A 14,202-nucleotide genomic window follows, 5' to 3' on the forward strand; every position below is an offset into this window, starting at 1 on the left:
CATGTACAAATATGACGAATATGACCACTCGATCGTCGCAGCGCGCGTCGAGGAGTTTCGCGATCAGGTGAATCGCCGCCTTGCGGGACAGATTACCGAGGACCAGTTCAAGCCGCTCCGGCTGATGAACGGCCTGTATCTGCAGCTGCACGCGTACATGCTGCGCGTCGCGGTGCCCTATGGCACGATGGACAGCCGCCAGATGCGGATGCTCGCGCACATCGCGCGCAAGTACGACCGCGATTACGGCCATTTCACCACGCGCCAGAACATCCAGTATAACTGGATCAAGCTGGAGGACGCGCCCGACATTCTTGCCGAGTTGGCGACGGTCGAGATGCATGCGATCCAGACCAGCGGCAATTGCATCCGCAACATCAGCAGCGACCAATGGGCCGGCGCGGCGGCGGACGAGCTGACCGATCCGCGTCCCTGGGCCGAATTGCTGCGCCAGTGGAGTACCTTCCACCCCGAGTTCAGCTATCTGCCGCGCAAGTTCAAGATCGCGGTGATCGCGGCGGATGAGGATCGCGCGGCGATGCGGCTGCACGATATCGGCATCCAGATCGTCGAGCGCGACGGCGTGCATGGCGCGGCGGTTTATGTCGGCGGGGGCATGGGGCGCACCCCGATGATCGCGCCGCTGATCAAGGACTTCGTGCCGCTCGAAGACCTGCTGAGCTACATCGAGGCGTGCCTGCGCGTGTACAATCGCTATGGCCGGCGCGACAATATGTACAAGGCGCGGATCAAGATCCTGGTCCATGAGATCGGCGCCGGCAGCTATCGCGCGCAGGTCGAGGACGAGTTCGTCGCGGTCAAGAAGCTGGGCATCGATCCGCCCAAGGCCGAGTTCGACCGGATCGCCGCGCACTTCGCCGATCCGGCGTTCGAGAGCGGGCTGTCCGACGATCTCGATCGCAGCGATCCCGACTTTGCGGTGTGGCTCGACCAGAATGTCGCCGCGCACAAGGCGCCGGGCTATGCCATCGTCAACATCAGCCTGAAGCCGGTCGGCGGGATTCCCGGCGACGCCACATCGGCGCAGATCGACACGATGGCGGACCTGGCCGAACGCTACAGCTTCGATGAGCTGCGCGTCACCCATGCGCAGAACATCGTGCTGCCGCATGTGCGCAAGGCGGACCTCTATGCGGTTTGGCAGGCGCTGGTGGCGGCTGAGCTGGCCGACGCCAATCTCGACCTGATCAGCGACATCATCGCCTGCCCCGGTCTGGATTATTGCAGCCTCGCCAATGCGCGGTCGATTCCCGTCGCGCAGAAGATCGCGACGCGCTTTTCCGATTTGGGGCGGCAGCGCGAGCTTGGCGAATTGAAGCTGAAGATCAGCGGCTGCATCAACGCCTGCGGCCACCATCATGCCGGGCATATCGGCATCCTGGGCGTCGACAAGAAAGGCGTCGAAAACTACCAGCTCTCGCTCGGTGGATCGGGGGCGGAGGACGTGTCGCTCGGCCAGATTACCGGCCCGGGCTTCAGCGAGGATGGCATTGTCGACGCGGTCGAACGCGCGACCGATGTCTATCTGCGCGAACGTGCGGAGGGCGAACGCTTCCTCGACACCTATCGCCGCATCGGCATGGCCCCGTTCAAGGAGGCGATCTATGGTTGAGTTGCGCTATCGCGACGACGCTCCGCATGACGAGCCTGCAGTGACGCTCGATGCGTTTCTGGGTCAGTCCAACGCGACCGCGGTCCGGCTCGAATCGAGCGAAGATGCGCGCGCGTTGATCCCGCATCTCGATCGCCTGTCGCTGGTCGAAGTGAGCTTTCCCAAGTTCCGCGACGGGCGCGGCTATTCGGCGGGCCGCATCCTGCGCGAGGCGGGCTATACCGGCGAACTGCGCGCGCAGGGCGATGTGCTGGTCGATCAGATCCCGCTGATGCGCCGCTGCGGCTTTGACAGCTTTGCGCCTGAAGCGCCGGTTGACGAAGCGGTGCTCGCCGCGAGCCTCGCGCGCTATGACGCGGTGTATCAGAGTGCGGCGGACGGGGCGGTGCCCGTCTGGAAGCGGCGGCATGGGTAGCGTGACCGCCCGCAAGATCGACCGGATCGACGTGAGTGAGCCAGACTTGGGGCGGTTCGGCGAGCGCGACGCGATCCGGCTGAACAACCTGTTCCGCGGTGTATCGACGGAGGAGATGCTGCGCACGGTGCTGGCCGAGTCGATGGTCGGCGATGTCGCGCTGGTGTCCTCGTTCGGCGCCGAGAGCGCGGCGTTGCTGCATCTGGTCGCGTCGATCGATCCGGCGGTGCCGGTGCTGTTCCTCGATACCGGCAAGCATTTTCCCGAGACGCTCGCCTATCGCGATACGCTGGTCGAGCGGCTGGGGCTGACGAACCTGCGCGTGCTGACTCCCGACCCTGAACTGCTCGAGAAAAAGGACGGGAGCGGGCTGCGCTGGTCCTATGACCCCGATGGCTGCTGCGAGATCCGCAAGGTGCTACCGCTCGACGCGGCGATGGCCGGGTTCGACGCGAGCATCACCGGGCGCAAGGCGTTTCAGGCATCGACCCGCAACGCGCTGCCGCGGTTCGAGGTGGATGCGGCGGGCAAGCTGAAGGTCAATCCGCTCGCTGATTGGACCAAGGCGGATATCGAGGCGTATTTCGCGACCCACGACCTGCCTCGCCATCCGCTGGAGGCGCAGGGCTATCTGTCGATCGGCTGCGCGCCGTGCACCAGCAAGGTGAAGCCGGGCGAAGATCCACGTTCGGGTCGCTGGGTCGGCTGGGAAAAGACCGAATGCGGGATTCATACGCCGGTCGACGACGGCGACCCAGACCTCCCGGTGTTCTGACCGTTCAGGCGAACAGCGGCGCGACCAGCAGGATCATCACCAGGCTGACGCCCATCGCGATTGCGGCCTGCCCCAGCCCCGCAAAGATCGAGCGTTTGAGGTGCTCGGCGAACCAGCGCGCCTGCACGACGAAGTAGATCAGCAGCGTCGCCGCGATGATGGCGAGGCCGAGCGGCACCGCCCATGCGACGCGATGCACCGTGGTGAGCAGCGTTCCAATCCCGATCAGCAGCGCGAACGGGGCCGCCGCATAGCATTGCGCGTAGAAAGCGGGGCGGAGCGAGTCGCGGGTCAGCCGCTTGTGCTGGGCGCGGACCAGCCGCACCGCGAACATCAGCGGAAAGACGCTGAACGTGACAAGGCGCAGGATGACGAGGCTGGTGTCGTCCTTGACCAGCGCGGAGAGGCCGTGATTGCTGCGCACCAGCACGCTGTCGCCGACAAAGGCGAGCTCGATCGCGTGCGACAGCAGCAGCGAGACGAGCAGAAACAGCGGCGGCGTCAGCGTGTCGGTATATTGCTCCCCGGCGCTCTGGTGCAGTTCGCGGTCGGAATAATCCATCATCACCAGCGGCCGCCGCAGCACCCGCCACAGGGTGAGCGGATAGAAGACCAGCCACGACATCACCTCGTAAAGCAGGTCGTCCAGCGACTTGAGCAGGCTCATCAAATGCATCGCGGGCGCACCTTTCGTCAGGGCCGAAATACCGATAGCCTCAGCATGCGCCCGATTGGCGCGACTCGACAAGGTTGAAGCACTCGCCCTTCTGATTGCAGGAGAATTTCGATGCGACGCTCCACATTTTTCGCCACCGCCGCCCTGACCATGACCATCGGTCTGAGCGCCGCCGCCTATGCGCAGAACACCCCCTATGACCTGCGCGACATGGTCGGCGCGCGGGCCGGGCAGGCCGAAGGAGAGTTGCAGCGCCGCGGCTATACCTTTGTCCGCGCCGAAACCGGACGCGACCGCAAATGGGCGTTTTGGTGGAATGCCGATCGCCGGCTGTGCGTGTCGATCGCCACGGTCGATGGGCGGTACGACTCGATCGTCACTGCGCCCGCACCCGATTGTCGCCAGCAGGCAGGCGGCGGCGGGCGGCGCGACCGGCCCGGCGGCGACGATCGCCCCGGCCGCCCCGATTGGGATGACCGGCCCGGTCGCCCCGATCGGCCCGGCGCGGGCGGTCCCGGTGGCCCCGGCGGCTGGCCCGGCGGTCGTCCGATCTCGCTCGGCCTGGTCTGTTTCGGCGAGGGGCAGAAGCCCGCGCTCGCCAATCGCTGGGGCTGGCAGTGGAATTGGGACAGCGGCCGCTATGACTTTGGCAACCGCACCGAACTGACCCGGCAGCAATTCGATGCGTCGGTGATGATCCAGATCTGGGATGGCGGCGGGCGCATCCGCCTGCCCCGATCGCTGATCCCGCCGATCCATTCGGGCGGCACCAACCGCGACGGGTGGTGGGACCTGAACGATGTCTACACCGATCGCCGCACCGTCCGCGCGACCTATCGCCTCAACGGCCTGAACAAGCCGCGGGTGACGATCGACCGGATGAGCGGGCGGATCAACATCCAGGGCCTGTCGAGCTACCGCTTCCGCGGCGATTGCGACACGATCGACGGTGCGCGGCACCAGCGATTTTAATCGGCCGGGAGCCGGGCCTTACTCGTAAGGCTCGGCCACCATGTCGCCGGCATAGTCGGTGAACTTGGTGTAGCTCGGCTCGAACTTGAGCAGTGTCTTGCCGGTCGCGCCGTGGCGCTGTTTGGCGATGATCAGTTCGGCGAGGCCATAGACGCGCTCCATGTCGAGCGCCCATTTGGCGTGATCCTCGAACGTCTTGGGATCGTCGCCTTCGCGCGGGCGCTTGGGTTCGCGGGCGGCGACGTAATAATCCTCGCGGAACACGAACCACACCATGTCGGCGTCCTGCTCGATCGATCCCGATTCGCGCAGATCCGACAGCATCGGGCGCTTGTCCTCGCGGCTTTCGACCGCGCGGCTCAGCTGGGACAGGGCGATCACGGGGACGTTGATGTCCTTCGCCAGCGTCTTGAGGCCGCGGCTGATTTCCGAAATTTCCTGCACGCGGTTGCCGTCGCGGTTGTTGCCGCTGCCGGTCAGCAGCTGGAGATAGTCGATGATGACGAGGCCAAGCTCGCCATCATGCTTGGACTGGAGCCGGCGCACGCGGCTGTGCAGCGCGCTAATCGTCAGGCCGGCGGTGTCGTCGATATAGAGCGGCAGCTGTTCGAGGTCCGCCGCCGCCTGCGCCAGCTGGCCGAACTCGGCCTTGCTGATATTGCCCATGCGCAGCGATTCGGACGGAATCTTGGACTGCTCGGACAGGATGCGCAGCGCGAGCTGATCCGCCGACATTTCGAGGCTGAAGAACGCGACCTTCGCCCCGATCGATTCCTTGGCGCTGATGCCGAGGCGGATATCGTCCATCAGGCGGCGCGCGGCGTTGTAGGCGATGTTGGTGGCGAGCGAGGTCTTGCCCATGCCGGGACGGCCGGCAAGGATGATGAGATCGCTGTGGTGCAGACCACCGATCCGGCCATTGACCGAATCGAAGCCGGTGGTGACGCCCGCGACGCCGCCGCCCGCGCTTTGCGCGCGCTTGGCGTTTTCCAGCGCGACCTTGGTCGCTTCGTTAAAGGATTTGACCGTGTTGGCGGTGCCGCCGTCGGCCGCTACCTTGAACAATGCCTCTTCGGCGCGGTCGATCTGTTCGCGCGGATTGACGTCCTCGCTGGTGTCGAGCGCCTTTTCGACCATCGTGCGGCCGACCGTCACCAGCTCACGCAGCAAAGCGAGATCGTAGATCTGGCGCGCGAATTGCCGCGCACCGATCAGGCCCGCGCCCGATCCGGTGAGCTGGGCGAGATAGGCCGGGCCGCCCAGCTGGGCCATCCCCTCGTCCTTTTCGAACAAGGGCTTGAGCGTCACCGGGGTCGCCAGCATGTCCTGCTTGCGCAGCGTCTTGATCGCCTTGAAGATGCGACCGTGGACCGGCTCAAAGAAATGCTGGTCCTGCAGCACTTCGACGATGTCGTCGGCAAGGCGGTTGTCGATCATCATCGCGCCGAGCAACGCGGCCTCCGCCTCCGGATTCTGGGGCAGGCGCGGGGCGGCATCCGCCGGGGCGGGAGGAATCGAAGCGAGTGTGGCCATGTCCCCCTTTCCCATCCCCGCCGCCTTGGCTCAACCCGCAACAGCCTGTTTAACCTGTGGACGAAAGGCTGCCCTGCCCCCTAGATGCGGCGCATGGCCGACCCGCGGATCATCGATGTCACGCTGGACGAGCGCACGATTCTGTGGCGCTCGGCGGATATCGAGCAGGAGCGGCGGATCGCGATCTTCGATTTGATCGAGGAAAACAGCTTCGCGCCGCAGCGCGCCTATCCCGATGGCTATGCCGGGCCGTATCGCGTCGCGCTGTCGGTGCCGGAGGGGCGGTTGCAGCTCGACATCAAGCGCGCGGATGACAGCGCGCTGGAGACGCTGATCCTGAGCCTCGCTGCGTTCCGCCGGCCGATCCGCGATTATTTCGCGATCTGCGACAGCTATTTTCAGGCGATCCGCAGCGCGACGCCGACGCAGATCGAGACGATCGACATGGCGCGGCGGGGCATTCACGACGACGCCGCGCGGCTGTTGATGGAGCGGCTCGACGGCAAGATCGCGGTCGATCACCCGACTGCCCGGCGGCTGTTCACCCTTATTTGCGTGCTGCACATCAAGGCATGAAGGCATTTCGCATCTGGGCCGGGATTGTCCTCGCGCTGGCGCTGGTCGGCGTGTGCGCGTGGATGTGGGCGATCGCCTGGGCGCCGGCGCGCAGCGACTATGCGCAGCAGGGCATCGACGTTTCGGACGAGGCGGGGAAGATCGACTGGTTCACTGCGCGCAGCAGCAGCCTCGACTTCGCCTATGCCCGCGCGACGGTGGGCGCCGATGTGCGCGATGCGCTGTTCGCGGAGAATTGGGCAGGCATTTATGAGGCGGGCGTGCGGCGCGGGGCGCTGCATGCCTATTCGCTGTGCCAGCTGGCGAGCGATCAGGCCGGCAATTTCACCGCGACCGTGCCGCGCGACGCCGATGCGTTGCCGGTGGCGATCGAGCTCGGCTTTCGCGACGATTGCCCCGCCCGGCCCGAGCGTGACGTGGTGCTGGGCGAGGTGCGCCAGCTCGCCGCGACGATCGAGACGCATAGTGGCAAGCCGGTTATCCTGCGCGTCACCCCGGAGTTCGAGGCACACTATCAGATCAGCGGCGCGATCGACCGGCCGCTGTGGAGCACCGGCATGTTCTTTCCGCCCGCCTATTCCGCCCGCCCGTGGCGGCTGTGGCAGGCCAGCACCATCCGCCGCATCGAAGGGGCCGAGCGCCCCGTGAACTGGAACGTGATCGCCCCATGACCGAGACCGAAGCCCCCCGCCTGATCGCCGCCGCGCGTGAGGCCGCGCGCAACGCCCATGCGCCCTATTCGAACTTCGCGGTCGGCGCGGCGTTGCTGATGACCGATGGCAGCATCGTTACCGGCTGCAATTTCGAGAATGCGAGCTATGGCTTGTCGCTCTGCGCGGAGACCGTTGCGACCGCGCGCGCCAATGCCGAGGGTCGGCTGCGTGAGGTGGTTGCGGTGGGGATCATCGGGGGGATGATGACCGACGGCGTGGCGCATGGCAGCGACCCGATCCGCCCGTGCGGGCGGTGCCGGCAGGTGCTGAATGAAGCGGCGCAGCTGGGCGGGCGCGATCTGGCCGTGTATTGTGCCGGCGCCGAGGGCGAGGCGTATGAGACGCATCGGTTGAGCGATCTGTTGCCGCATGCGTTTGGGCCGGGGGATCTGGGGATCGGGTGAATGTCGATGCTAACCGCACTGATCGCGCAGGCTGCGCTAGCACTACCGATGCTGCCCCCCGTCCCGTGGGGAAGCGATGTCGCGACGACACAGGCCGCGCTGGGGGCGGACGCTCGGGTCGTCGCGCCCGATCGCGACCAGCAAGTGTGGAATCAGGACAAGCGGCTCGTCGTCCCAGCGACCGTCGAAGGCATAGCCGGCGAGTCGCAGGCGTTCTTCACCGCCAAAGGCGAGCTGTCGCTGAGCAAGTTCAGGGTGGGCGACGGGGCGAAGGACTGCCCCGCCTTGCTGACGGCGATGGAACGCGCGCTCGGGCCGGGCGTCAACGAAGAGGAACCTGAAGCGCGCGGGATTCGGCTTTCGCAAGCTGACCTGGCAGCGGCAGGACGAGGACCGCGTGGTTCTCTACATGTCTGTCCAAGTCCGCGGCAGTGACAAATCGACTTGTCACGTGATCGCGCAACCCTATGGCGATGGTGTTCCGGGCGTCCGCAAAGGGCGGAGTCTGGCCGAGCAGCGGCGCGCAAGGACCAAGCAATGATCCTCTCCGACATCTGGATTCGCGAACAGGCCCTCAACCACGGCATGATCGAGCCGTTTGTCGAGGCGCAGCGGCGGGAGGGGTGTATCTCGTACGGCCTGTCCTCCTATGGCTATGACGCGCGGGTGGCGGATGAGTTCAAGATCTTCACGAATATCGACAGCGCAGTGGTCGACCCGAAGGACTTCTCGTCGACGAGTTTCGTCGATCGCCAGACCGATTGCTGCATCATCCCGCCCAACAGCTTCGCGCTGGCGCGGACGGTCGAGTATTTCCGGGTGCCGCGCGACGTGCTGGTGATCTGCCTTGGCAAATCGACCTATGCGCGGTGCGGGATCATCGTGAATGTGACGCCGCTGGAGCCCGAATGGGAGGGGCATGTCACGCTGGAGTTTTCCAACACCACGCCGCTGCCCGCGAAGATTTATGCGAACGAGGGCGCGTGCCAGTTCCTGTTCCTCAAGGGGAACGAGCCGTGCGAGACGAGCTATGCCGACCGCGCGGGCAAATATATGGGCCAGCGCGGGGTTACGCTGCCGCGGCTTTAACGCCCGATCCGTTTGCTAATCCTCCCCCGCCTGGGGGAGGTGTCGCCAGAAGCGACGGAGGGGATGACTGTGTCGCCGCCGCTCCCGCCAATACCCCTGCGCCTCCCCGGTCACGCTCCGCGTGCCACCTCCCCCTTGCGGGGGAGGATCGAGAGCGTCTCAAGCCTTAACGGCCCGCCATCTGCTGCGAGTCGAGCTGGCGGATGCCGCGCTGTGCGACGATGTGCGAGGGGGCGATCTGGCCGTCGCTGACGTCCATCGCCACCGGCTTTTGCGCCAACACGCGATGATACAGCGCGCGCGCCTCGCTCACCCGACCGGTGCGGGCGTAGACGGCGGCGAGGTTCAGCATCACTTCGGGGCGCGTCGGGAAGATGCGCTGTTCAGCCAGCAGCTGCCGCTCAGCGAGGTCATGGTCGCCGGCCGCGATCGCGAGATGGGCGTTGGGCTGTTCGGTCGTCTGGGCCTGCACCGCCGGGGTCAGCGCCAGCGGCGCAGCGACGACAATCGAGGCGAGGAACTTACGCATCTGCACTCTCTCCTATATATTACATATCGATGACACAAACGTGTCACTAATGTTTCATGAGAGCAAATGCGTTGATTGCAATCGACCATCCGCGGGCCATCGCGTTGAAAAGACAACAAAAAAGGGCGGCCTAAGCCGCCCTTTGATGCTTCCACTGGTCGCCGGAGCGATCAGAAGTCGTTGCGATACTGCTCGTTGCCGACGAAGCCGAGCTTCGTGACCGCCGACCGCTTGATGATCGCCAGCACCTCGTCAACGCGCTCATAGCGCGCCAGCGGGTTGGGCTGGAAATGCAGTTCGGGTTCCGGCGTGATCTGAAGGCTGGCATCCAGATACTGGCGCAGCGTGACGTCGTTGACCTCACTACCGTTCCAATAGATGCGACCATCGGGTTCGATCGTAATCTTGTTCTTGGTCGGCTCCACCGGAGGCGGAGTCTGCGGTCCCTGATTCTGGGGAAGGTCGACCTTCACCGCGTGGGACTGGGGCGGGATGGTGACGATCAGCATGATGAGGAGAACGAGCATGACGTCGATCAACGGCGTCGTGTTCATTTCCATCATCGGCTCGCCATCTTCCTGGCCGGCGCTCATTGCCATGACGTGTACTCCTGAACCTTGGGCTTACTGGGCGGCGCCCATCTGCGGCTGCGAGATGAAGCCGACTTTGACGAAGCCCGCATTCTGCATCGTATAGACCACGCCGCCGATGCACTTGTACGGCGTATTGATATCGCCGCGGATGTGCACTTCGGGAATGTCGTCCGGCTTGAGATTCGCCTCGCCGATCGAATCGACCACCGCCTTGAGGTTGTCGCTCGCACGCTTGAGCAACTCGGTGCTGGTGATCGGCGTCATCTGCCAGAACACCTGACACGTACCGTTCTCGTCCGCGCGCACGGCGAGCAGCACGTTTTCCTTCTTGGTTTCGGTCGGTTCGAACTGCGTCTTGGGCAGCTCAAGCTCGACCGACTGAATCGCGACGGGAATCGCGATCAGGAAGATGATGAGCAGAACCAGCATGACGTCCACCAGAGGCGTCGTGTTGATGTCCGACATCGGTTTTTCTTCGGCGGAGTCGCCGCCTACACTCATCGCCATTGGCGCAATCCTATCTTTCGCATCCTGTCCATGGACCCATGTGGTCCGATGGCTGACCGTGCGGGGCGGCGCGCCGCCACCGCACGGTCGTCAGTCGAAGCTTCAGGCCTTGGCAGTGGTCGCGACCGGCGGCGCCTTCGGCGCAACCTTCGCACCCTTCACGGTCGGACGCACGCGGCCGTCCGAAGCCAGGTAGCCGAGCACGTCGTTCGAGAAGCCGCTGAGGTCTTCTGCGATCGACTTGTTGCGGCGCTGGAGCCAGTTGTAGGCGAGCACTGCAGGAACCGCGACGACGAGGCCGAGTGCGGTCATGATGAGCGCCTCACCGACCGGGCCGGCAACGGTACCGATCGACGCGTCGCCCGCTGCACCGATCTTGATCAGTGCGCGGAAGATGCCGACGACGGTACCGAACAGACCGATGAACGGTGCGGTCGAGCCAACGGTCGCGAGGAAGGCGAGACCGCCACCCAGCTGCGAGTTGATCGCGTCCTGCGAACGCTTGAGCGAGCCGTGCAGCCAGTCATGCGCTTCGATCGGATCGGTCAGTTCCTTGTACTGGTCCTGGGCGAGCAGCGCGTCGTCGACGATCTGGCGATAGGCCGAGTTCTTCTCGAGCTTCGCTGCGCCTTCACGCAGGCTGCCGGCCTGCCAGAAGGCGGCGCGGACGCGCTTGTACTGGTTCATCACCTTCTGCTGTTCGAACACCTTGGTGAACAGGATGTAGAGCGAGAAGAACAGCATGACGGTCAGGATGATCGCGGTACCCCAAGCGATCACGCCGCCTTCGTTCATCGCGTGCAGGATGTCGAAGTTCGCGGCGGGGGCCGGGGCGGCGGCGGCTCCGGCGAGGATGGTGGTGAACATGTGCGGTTCTTTCCCTTGAGATAAAGATAAAGATTGTGATGTCAGTAGCGAGGTGAGGCGCGCCGGGCGCGCCCACCCGTCAGTCTTCCAGCTGCCAGCGGAACCGCAGCGACTTGGTACCACCGGGGACGGGGTTACCCGCCGCGTCAAGCGCGGGCGAGTAGCGACCTCGGCGAGTCACAAGGCTGCAGGTTGCAGCGTCGAGCGCGGACGAACCCGACGAAGCGCTCACCCGGCAATTCTCGATCCGCCCCTGCGCGTTGATCGAGAACGTAATCCCGACCGACCCTTCGTCACCTGCGCGACGCGCGGCGGGAGGATAGTCGTCCGGAGTCACCCATGAGTTCGCGTTACCGCGTGCGGCCGCAGCCTTGCTGATCGCAGGCGGCGGTGGCGGCGGTGGCGGCGCGGGCGGAGCCGGCGGCGCGGGCGGCGTCGGCGGCTGGCTCGGCGGAATCACGTTCGACACGCTCACCGGCGGTGGCGGGGCAGGAACCTGAACGATCGGCTTCTGCACCACGACAGTGGTGGGTGGCGGCGGGACCGGAGAGTCCGGCGGCGGCGGCGGGGGAGGCACCTCCTCAGGCGGGGGCGGCGGTTCCTGGACGTCGAAGACTTCCATCTCCTCCGCCTTTTCCTTGATATACTTGTAGGCGAGCCCGGTCACGAACACGTACCCGAGAATGGCAAGGATGACCGAGACGACCACGATCGCCACGACCCGACTGCCTCCTACATCACGATCTGCGTAGGCCATTCAGCAACTAAACTCCTTCGTTCGCCGCGCCGTTGCCCGGCACCCTGGCATCATTATCGGCGTGGCTCTCCCGGTCGGGCAATCGTAAGACCGACCGGCGGCGGCGCGAGTCCTATCGCGGCCATTTGCGCGACGCAAACGCTTTGTCGGACGTAATAAACGTATAATCCGCACGTGGCAGAAATATTTCTGTATGCCAGCGGGACATCTGCGTAGAATGAATCACATGTTTCGTACCCGTATCGTCGCGCTTTGTGCCGCATTTTGTGCGGCTTCTCCGTCGCTCTTGCCGGAGGCCTCGGCCCAGCTGGTGGCCGAGTCCGAGGTCGTTCTCCCACCCTATGCGCAAGTCGCCGATCTGGTGATCGGCGCGCCCGCGATCGTCGATGCGCGCATCCGCAGCGCGACGCGAATCAAGGGGCCGGAGGCCGCGAACGCGCCCGCGGGGCATCTGCGATTCTATGTCGAGGCGGATGTTTTGGCGCTGATTCGCGCCGATGCGGCGATGGCGACGCGGGTCGGCTATGTCGTCGATGTGCCGCTCGACGCGCGTGGGCGGGCACCCAAGCTCGCCAAGCGCCGCGTACTGTTGTTCGCGCGCCCGGTCGCTGGTCAGGCGACGATGATCCAGCTTACGACGCGCGACGCCCAGCGCGACTGGAGCGCAGACCTGGACGCGCTGGTCCGCCGGATCGCGCGTGACGTGATTGCCCCCGATGCGCCGCCGGCGATCACCGGGCTTGGCAATGCATTCCATGTTCAGGGGTCGCTGCCGGGCGAGGGCGAGACGCAGGTGTTCGTGCAGACCGCGACCGGCGCGCCGATTTCGCTGTCGATCCTGCGGCGGCCAGGAGAGCAGCGCCGCTGGGCGGTCGCGCTGGGCGAGATCGTCGACGATGCCGCCGCCGCGCCGCAGCGCGATACGTTGCTATGGTATCGCCTTGCCTGCGGCCTGCCGCGCGCCCTGCCCGCGACCAGCCTGGCCGACGAGGATCCGGCGAATGTTGCGGCGGCGCGCGAGGATTATCGCTTCGTGCTCGACCAGTTGGGGCCGTGCAAGCGGTAGGCGCTGATTGAGCGGCGGCTCCGGCCGAGCGCTACTTGCGGTGCCGGACCAGCGTGATCCCGATGCGCTCATCCGCTTCGGCGATGGCGAGCTTCACGATCTCCACCTCGACGCGGCGGATGCGCGAATCGCCGGTCATCAGCGTCTCGACGATATGGTCGGCGACACCCTCGATCAGCGTGAAATGCACCCCCGGGGGCAGCGCGCCGCTCGCGGCGTGCTTGAGGTCGAGATAGGATTTCGACGCGTCGAGCGGCGTGTCCGGCCGGAACGGATCGCCGGGCAGCATATCGACGGTGATCGAGATGCGCAGCGGCTGGGGCAGATGCGTCTCTTCGGAATATACGCCGGTGAGGACTTGAACCTCTAGATCGCGAACCTGAAGCTGAAGAAGATCGTGCAACGCAAAGCCCCTCGGGGAAAATGATCGCGCGCCAATAGGCTGCGCCCCCACAAACGGCAATGGCCGTTCCGGCGGCGGCGGTCGGGCAGCGTCGTTATTCCGCTAGGCCGCACTGTGTTTCGGGGCTAAAGGCGCGCGCCCCCGGCGTCTGTGCTCCGGGGTCCCGGAGACATGATCCTGTTCGAGCTTGTGCCCTTGGGCGACGTCTATTCCGACGCGGTCGAACATCTGCTCGACCGAGTGTTCGGGGCTGATCGCCATGGCCGCACCGCCTATCGCCTGCGCGCGGGGGTGGACGCCGTGCCGGAGCTGAGCTTTGCTGCGGTCGAGCATGGTACGTTAGTCGGGAGCATCCAGTGCTGGCCAGTCGAACTGGCGGGCGATGATGGCAGCGTGACGCCGATGATTCTGGTCGGTCCGGTCGCAGTGTCGCCCGAGCGGCAGAATGTCGGCATCGGCCGTGCGCTGATGTGGAAAGCCATCGAAGGCGCAGGCGACGATGTGCTGATGCTGATCGGCGACCTCGATTATTACGCGCAGTTCGGCTTCGACGCCGCGCACACCGGCGCGTGGCGGCTGCCCGGCCCGTTCGAACGCGCGCGGTTGCTGTCGCGCGGCCCGGCGCCGAATCGCGCCGGAACCGTGGGTCCGCGCCGCTGACCCTTTACCCCGGCGGGCAAAAGCGCCTAACGGC

Annotated in this window: 19 protein-coding genes; 11 read left to right on the forward strand and 8 right to left on the reverse strand. The window is 65.4% G+C overall.

Translation table 11 applies throughout. The features are described from left to right. The first annotated feature begins 1 nt into the window (after position 1). From K9B35_RS17465 to K9B35_RS17475, 3 genes are read left to right on the forward strand one after another with little or no spacing between them, the layout of a single operon-like run. On the forward strand, positions 2-1,633 hold the full coding sequence (locus K9B35_RS17465; protein ID WP_224923278.1) for a nitrite/sulfite reductase: 1,632 nt from the start codon (positions 2-4) through the stop codon (positions 1,631-1,633). Then, the gene (locus K9B35_RS17470; protein ID WP_224923279.1) at positions 1,626-2,048 is read left to right on the forward strand and encodes a DUF934 domain-containing protein; all 423 of its coding nucleotides are present in this window, start codon (positions 1,626-1,628) and stop codon (positions 2,046-2,048) included. Before K9B35_RS17465 ends, K9B35_RS17470 begins: the two co-directional genes overlap by 8 nt. Next, complete coding sequence (locus tag K9B35_RS17475; RefSeq protein ID WP_224923280.1) at positions 2,041-2,823, forward strand: phosphoadenylyl-sulfate reductase; 783 nt, start codon at positions 2,041-2,043, stop codon at positions 2,821-2,823. The genes K9B35_RS17470 and K9B35_RS17475 overlap by 8 nt, the downstream gene beginning before the upstream one ends. A 4-nt stretch (positions 2,824-2,827) precedes the next feature. Here K9B35_RS17475 and K9B35_RS17480 read toward each other — a convergent pair whose 3' ends face one another. Continuing rightward, a complete protein-coding gene (locus K9B35_RS17480) occupies positions 2,828-3,499 on the reverse strand; it encodes a hypothetical protein (protein ID WP_224923281.1) in 672 nt (223 codons plus the stop codon). Between the two features lie 111 nt (positions 3,500-3,610). Between K9B35_RS17480 and K9B35_RS17485 the strand changes: the two genes are divergently transcribed. Then, positions 3,611-4,471: a hypothetical protein gene (locus tag K9B35_RS17485; RefSeq protein WP_224923282.1), complete on the forward strand. Its 861-nt coding sequence runs from the start codon at positions 3,611-3,613 to the stop codon at positions 4,469-4,471. 18 nt (positions 4,472-4,489) lie between these two features. Here K9B35_RS17485 and K9B35_RS17490 read toward each other — a convergent pair whose 3' ends face one another. Continuing rightward, positions 4,490-6,004: a replicative DNA helicase gene (locus K9B35_RS17490; RefSeq protein WP_224923283.1), complete on the reverse strand. Its 1,515-nt coding sequence runs from the start codon at positions 6,002-6,004 to the stop codon at positions 4,490-4,492. A gap of 93 nt (positions 6,005-6,097) precedes the next feature. Here K9B35_RS17490 and K9B35_RS17495 point away from each other — a divergent pair, with 93 nt between their 5' ends. From K9B35_RS17495 to dcd, 5 genes are all read left to right on the forward strand, one after another. Then, positions 6,098-6,580 (forward strand): UPF0262 family protein, encoded by a 483-nt coding sequence (locus tag K9B35_RS17495; protein WP_224923284.1) that lies wholly within the window; start codon positions 6,098-6,100, stop codon positions 6,578-6,580. Then, the gene (locus tag K9B35_RS17500) at positions 6,577-7,251 is read left to right on the forward strand and encodes a GH25 family lysozyme (protein WP_224923285.1); all 675 of its coding nucleotides are present in this window, start codon (positions 6,577-6,579) and stop codon (positions 7,249-7,251) included. Before K9B35_RS17495 ends, K9B35_RS17500 begins: the two co-directional genes overlap by 4 nt. Then, positions 7,248-7,697 carry a cytidine deaminase gene (locus K9B35_RS17505; protein ID WP_224923286.1) on the forward strand — a complete coding sequence of 150 codons (450 nt, stop codon included), beginning with the start codon at positions 7,248-7,250 and terminating at the stop codon, positions 7,695-7,697. Before K9B35_RS17500 ends, K9B35_RS17505 begins: the two co-directional genes overlap by 4 nt. Beyond that, complete coding sequence (locus K9B35_RS17510) at positions 7,698-8,132, forward strand: hypothetical protein (protein ID WP_224923287.1); 435 nt, start codon at positions 7,698-7,700, stop codon at positions 8,130-8,132. Between the two features lie 102 nt (positions 8,133-8,234). Next, a complete protein-coding gene (gene dcd / locus K9B35_RS17515) occupies positions 8,235-8,786 on the forward strand; it encodes a dCTP deaminase (protein WP_224923288.1) in 552 nt (183 codons plus the stop codon). A gap of 166 nt (positions 8,787-8,952) precedes the next feature. On the opposite strand, the gene K9B35_RS17520 is transcribed toward dcd, so the two are convergent. The 5 genes from K9B35_RS17520 to K9B35_RS17540 form a co-directional block, all read right to left on the reverse strand. Next, positions 8,953-9,315, reverse strand: a complete 363-nt coding sequence (locus K9B35_RS17520) for a tetratricopeptide repeat protein (RefSeq protein ID WP_224923289.1) — start codon at positions 9,313-9,315, stop codon at positions 8,953-8,955. Between the two features lie 170 nt (positions 9,316-9,485). Beyond that, a complete protein-coding gene (locus K9B35_RS17525; protein ID WP_224923290.1) occupies positions 9,486-9,914 on the reverse strand; it encodes an ExbD/TolR family protein in 429 nt (142 codons plus the stop codon). Positions 9,915-9,938: 24 nt separating this feature from the next. Next, positions 9,939-10,415, reverse strand: a complete 477-nt coding sequence (locus tag K9B35_RS17530; RefSeq protein WP_224923291.1) for an ExbD/TolR family protein — start codon at positions 10,413-10,415, stop codon at positions 9,939-9,941. A gap of 102 nt (positions 10,416-10,517) precedes the next feature. Further along, the gene (locus K9B35_RS17535) at positions 10,518-11,282 is read right to left on the reverse strand and encodes a MotA/TolQ/ExbB proton channel family protein (protein ID WP_224923292.1); all 765 of its coding nucleotides are present in this window, start codon (positions 11,280-11,282) and stop codon (positions 10,518-10,520) included. Between the two features lie 79 nt (positions 11,283-11,361). Next, the gene (locus tag K9B35_RS17540) at positions 11,362-12,039 is read right to left on the reverse strand and encodes an energy transducer TonB (RefSeq protein WP_224923293.1); all 678 of its coding nucleotides are present in this window, start codon (positions 12,037-12,039) and stop codon (positions 11,362-11,364) included. Between the two features lie 310 nt (positions 12,040-12,349). Between K9B35_RS17540 and K9B35_RS17545 the strand changes: the two genes are divergently transcribed. Beyond that, complete coding sequence (locus K9B35_RS17545) at positions 12,350-13,105, forward strand: hypothetical protein (RefSeq protein ID WP_224923294.1); 756 nt, start codon at positions 12,350-12,352, stop codon at positions 13,103-13,105. A gap of 31 nt (positions 13,106-13,136) precedes the next feature. Here the strand turns inward: K9B35_RS17545 and K9B35_RS17550 are convergent, their stop codons facing one another. Next, positions 13,137-13,508 carry a dihydroneopterin aldolase gene (locus K9B35_RS17550; protein WP_224923295.1) on the reverse strand — a complete coding sequence of 124 codons (372 nt, stop codon included), beginning with the start codon at positions 13,506-13,508 and terminating at the stop codon, positions 13,137-13,139. Positions 13,509-13,685: 177 nt separating this feature from the next. Here K9B35_RS17550 and K9B35_RS17555 point away from each other — a divergent pair, with 177 nt between their 5' ends. After that, a complete protein-coding gene (locus K9B35_RS17555; RefSeq protein ID WP_412103484.1) occupies positions 13,686-14,168 on the forward strand; it encodes a GNAT family N-acetyltransferase in 483 nt (160 codons plus the stop codon). The last annotated feature ends 34 nt before the right edge of the window (positions 14,169-14,202 follow it).

The sequence above is a fragment of the Sphingomonas sp. R647 genome (genome assembly GCF_020177055.1).
Classification (GTDB): domain Bacteria; phylum Pseudomonadota; class Alphaproteobacteria; order Sphingomonadales; family Sphingomonadaceae; genus Sphingomonas.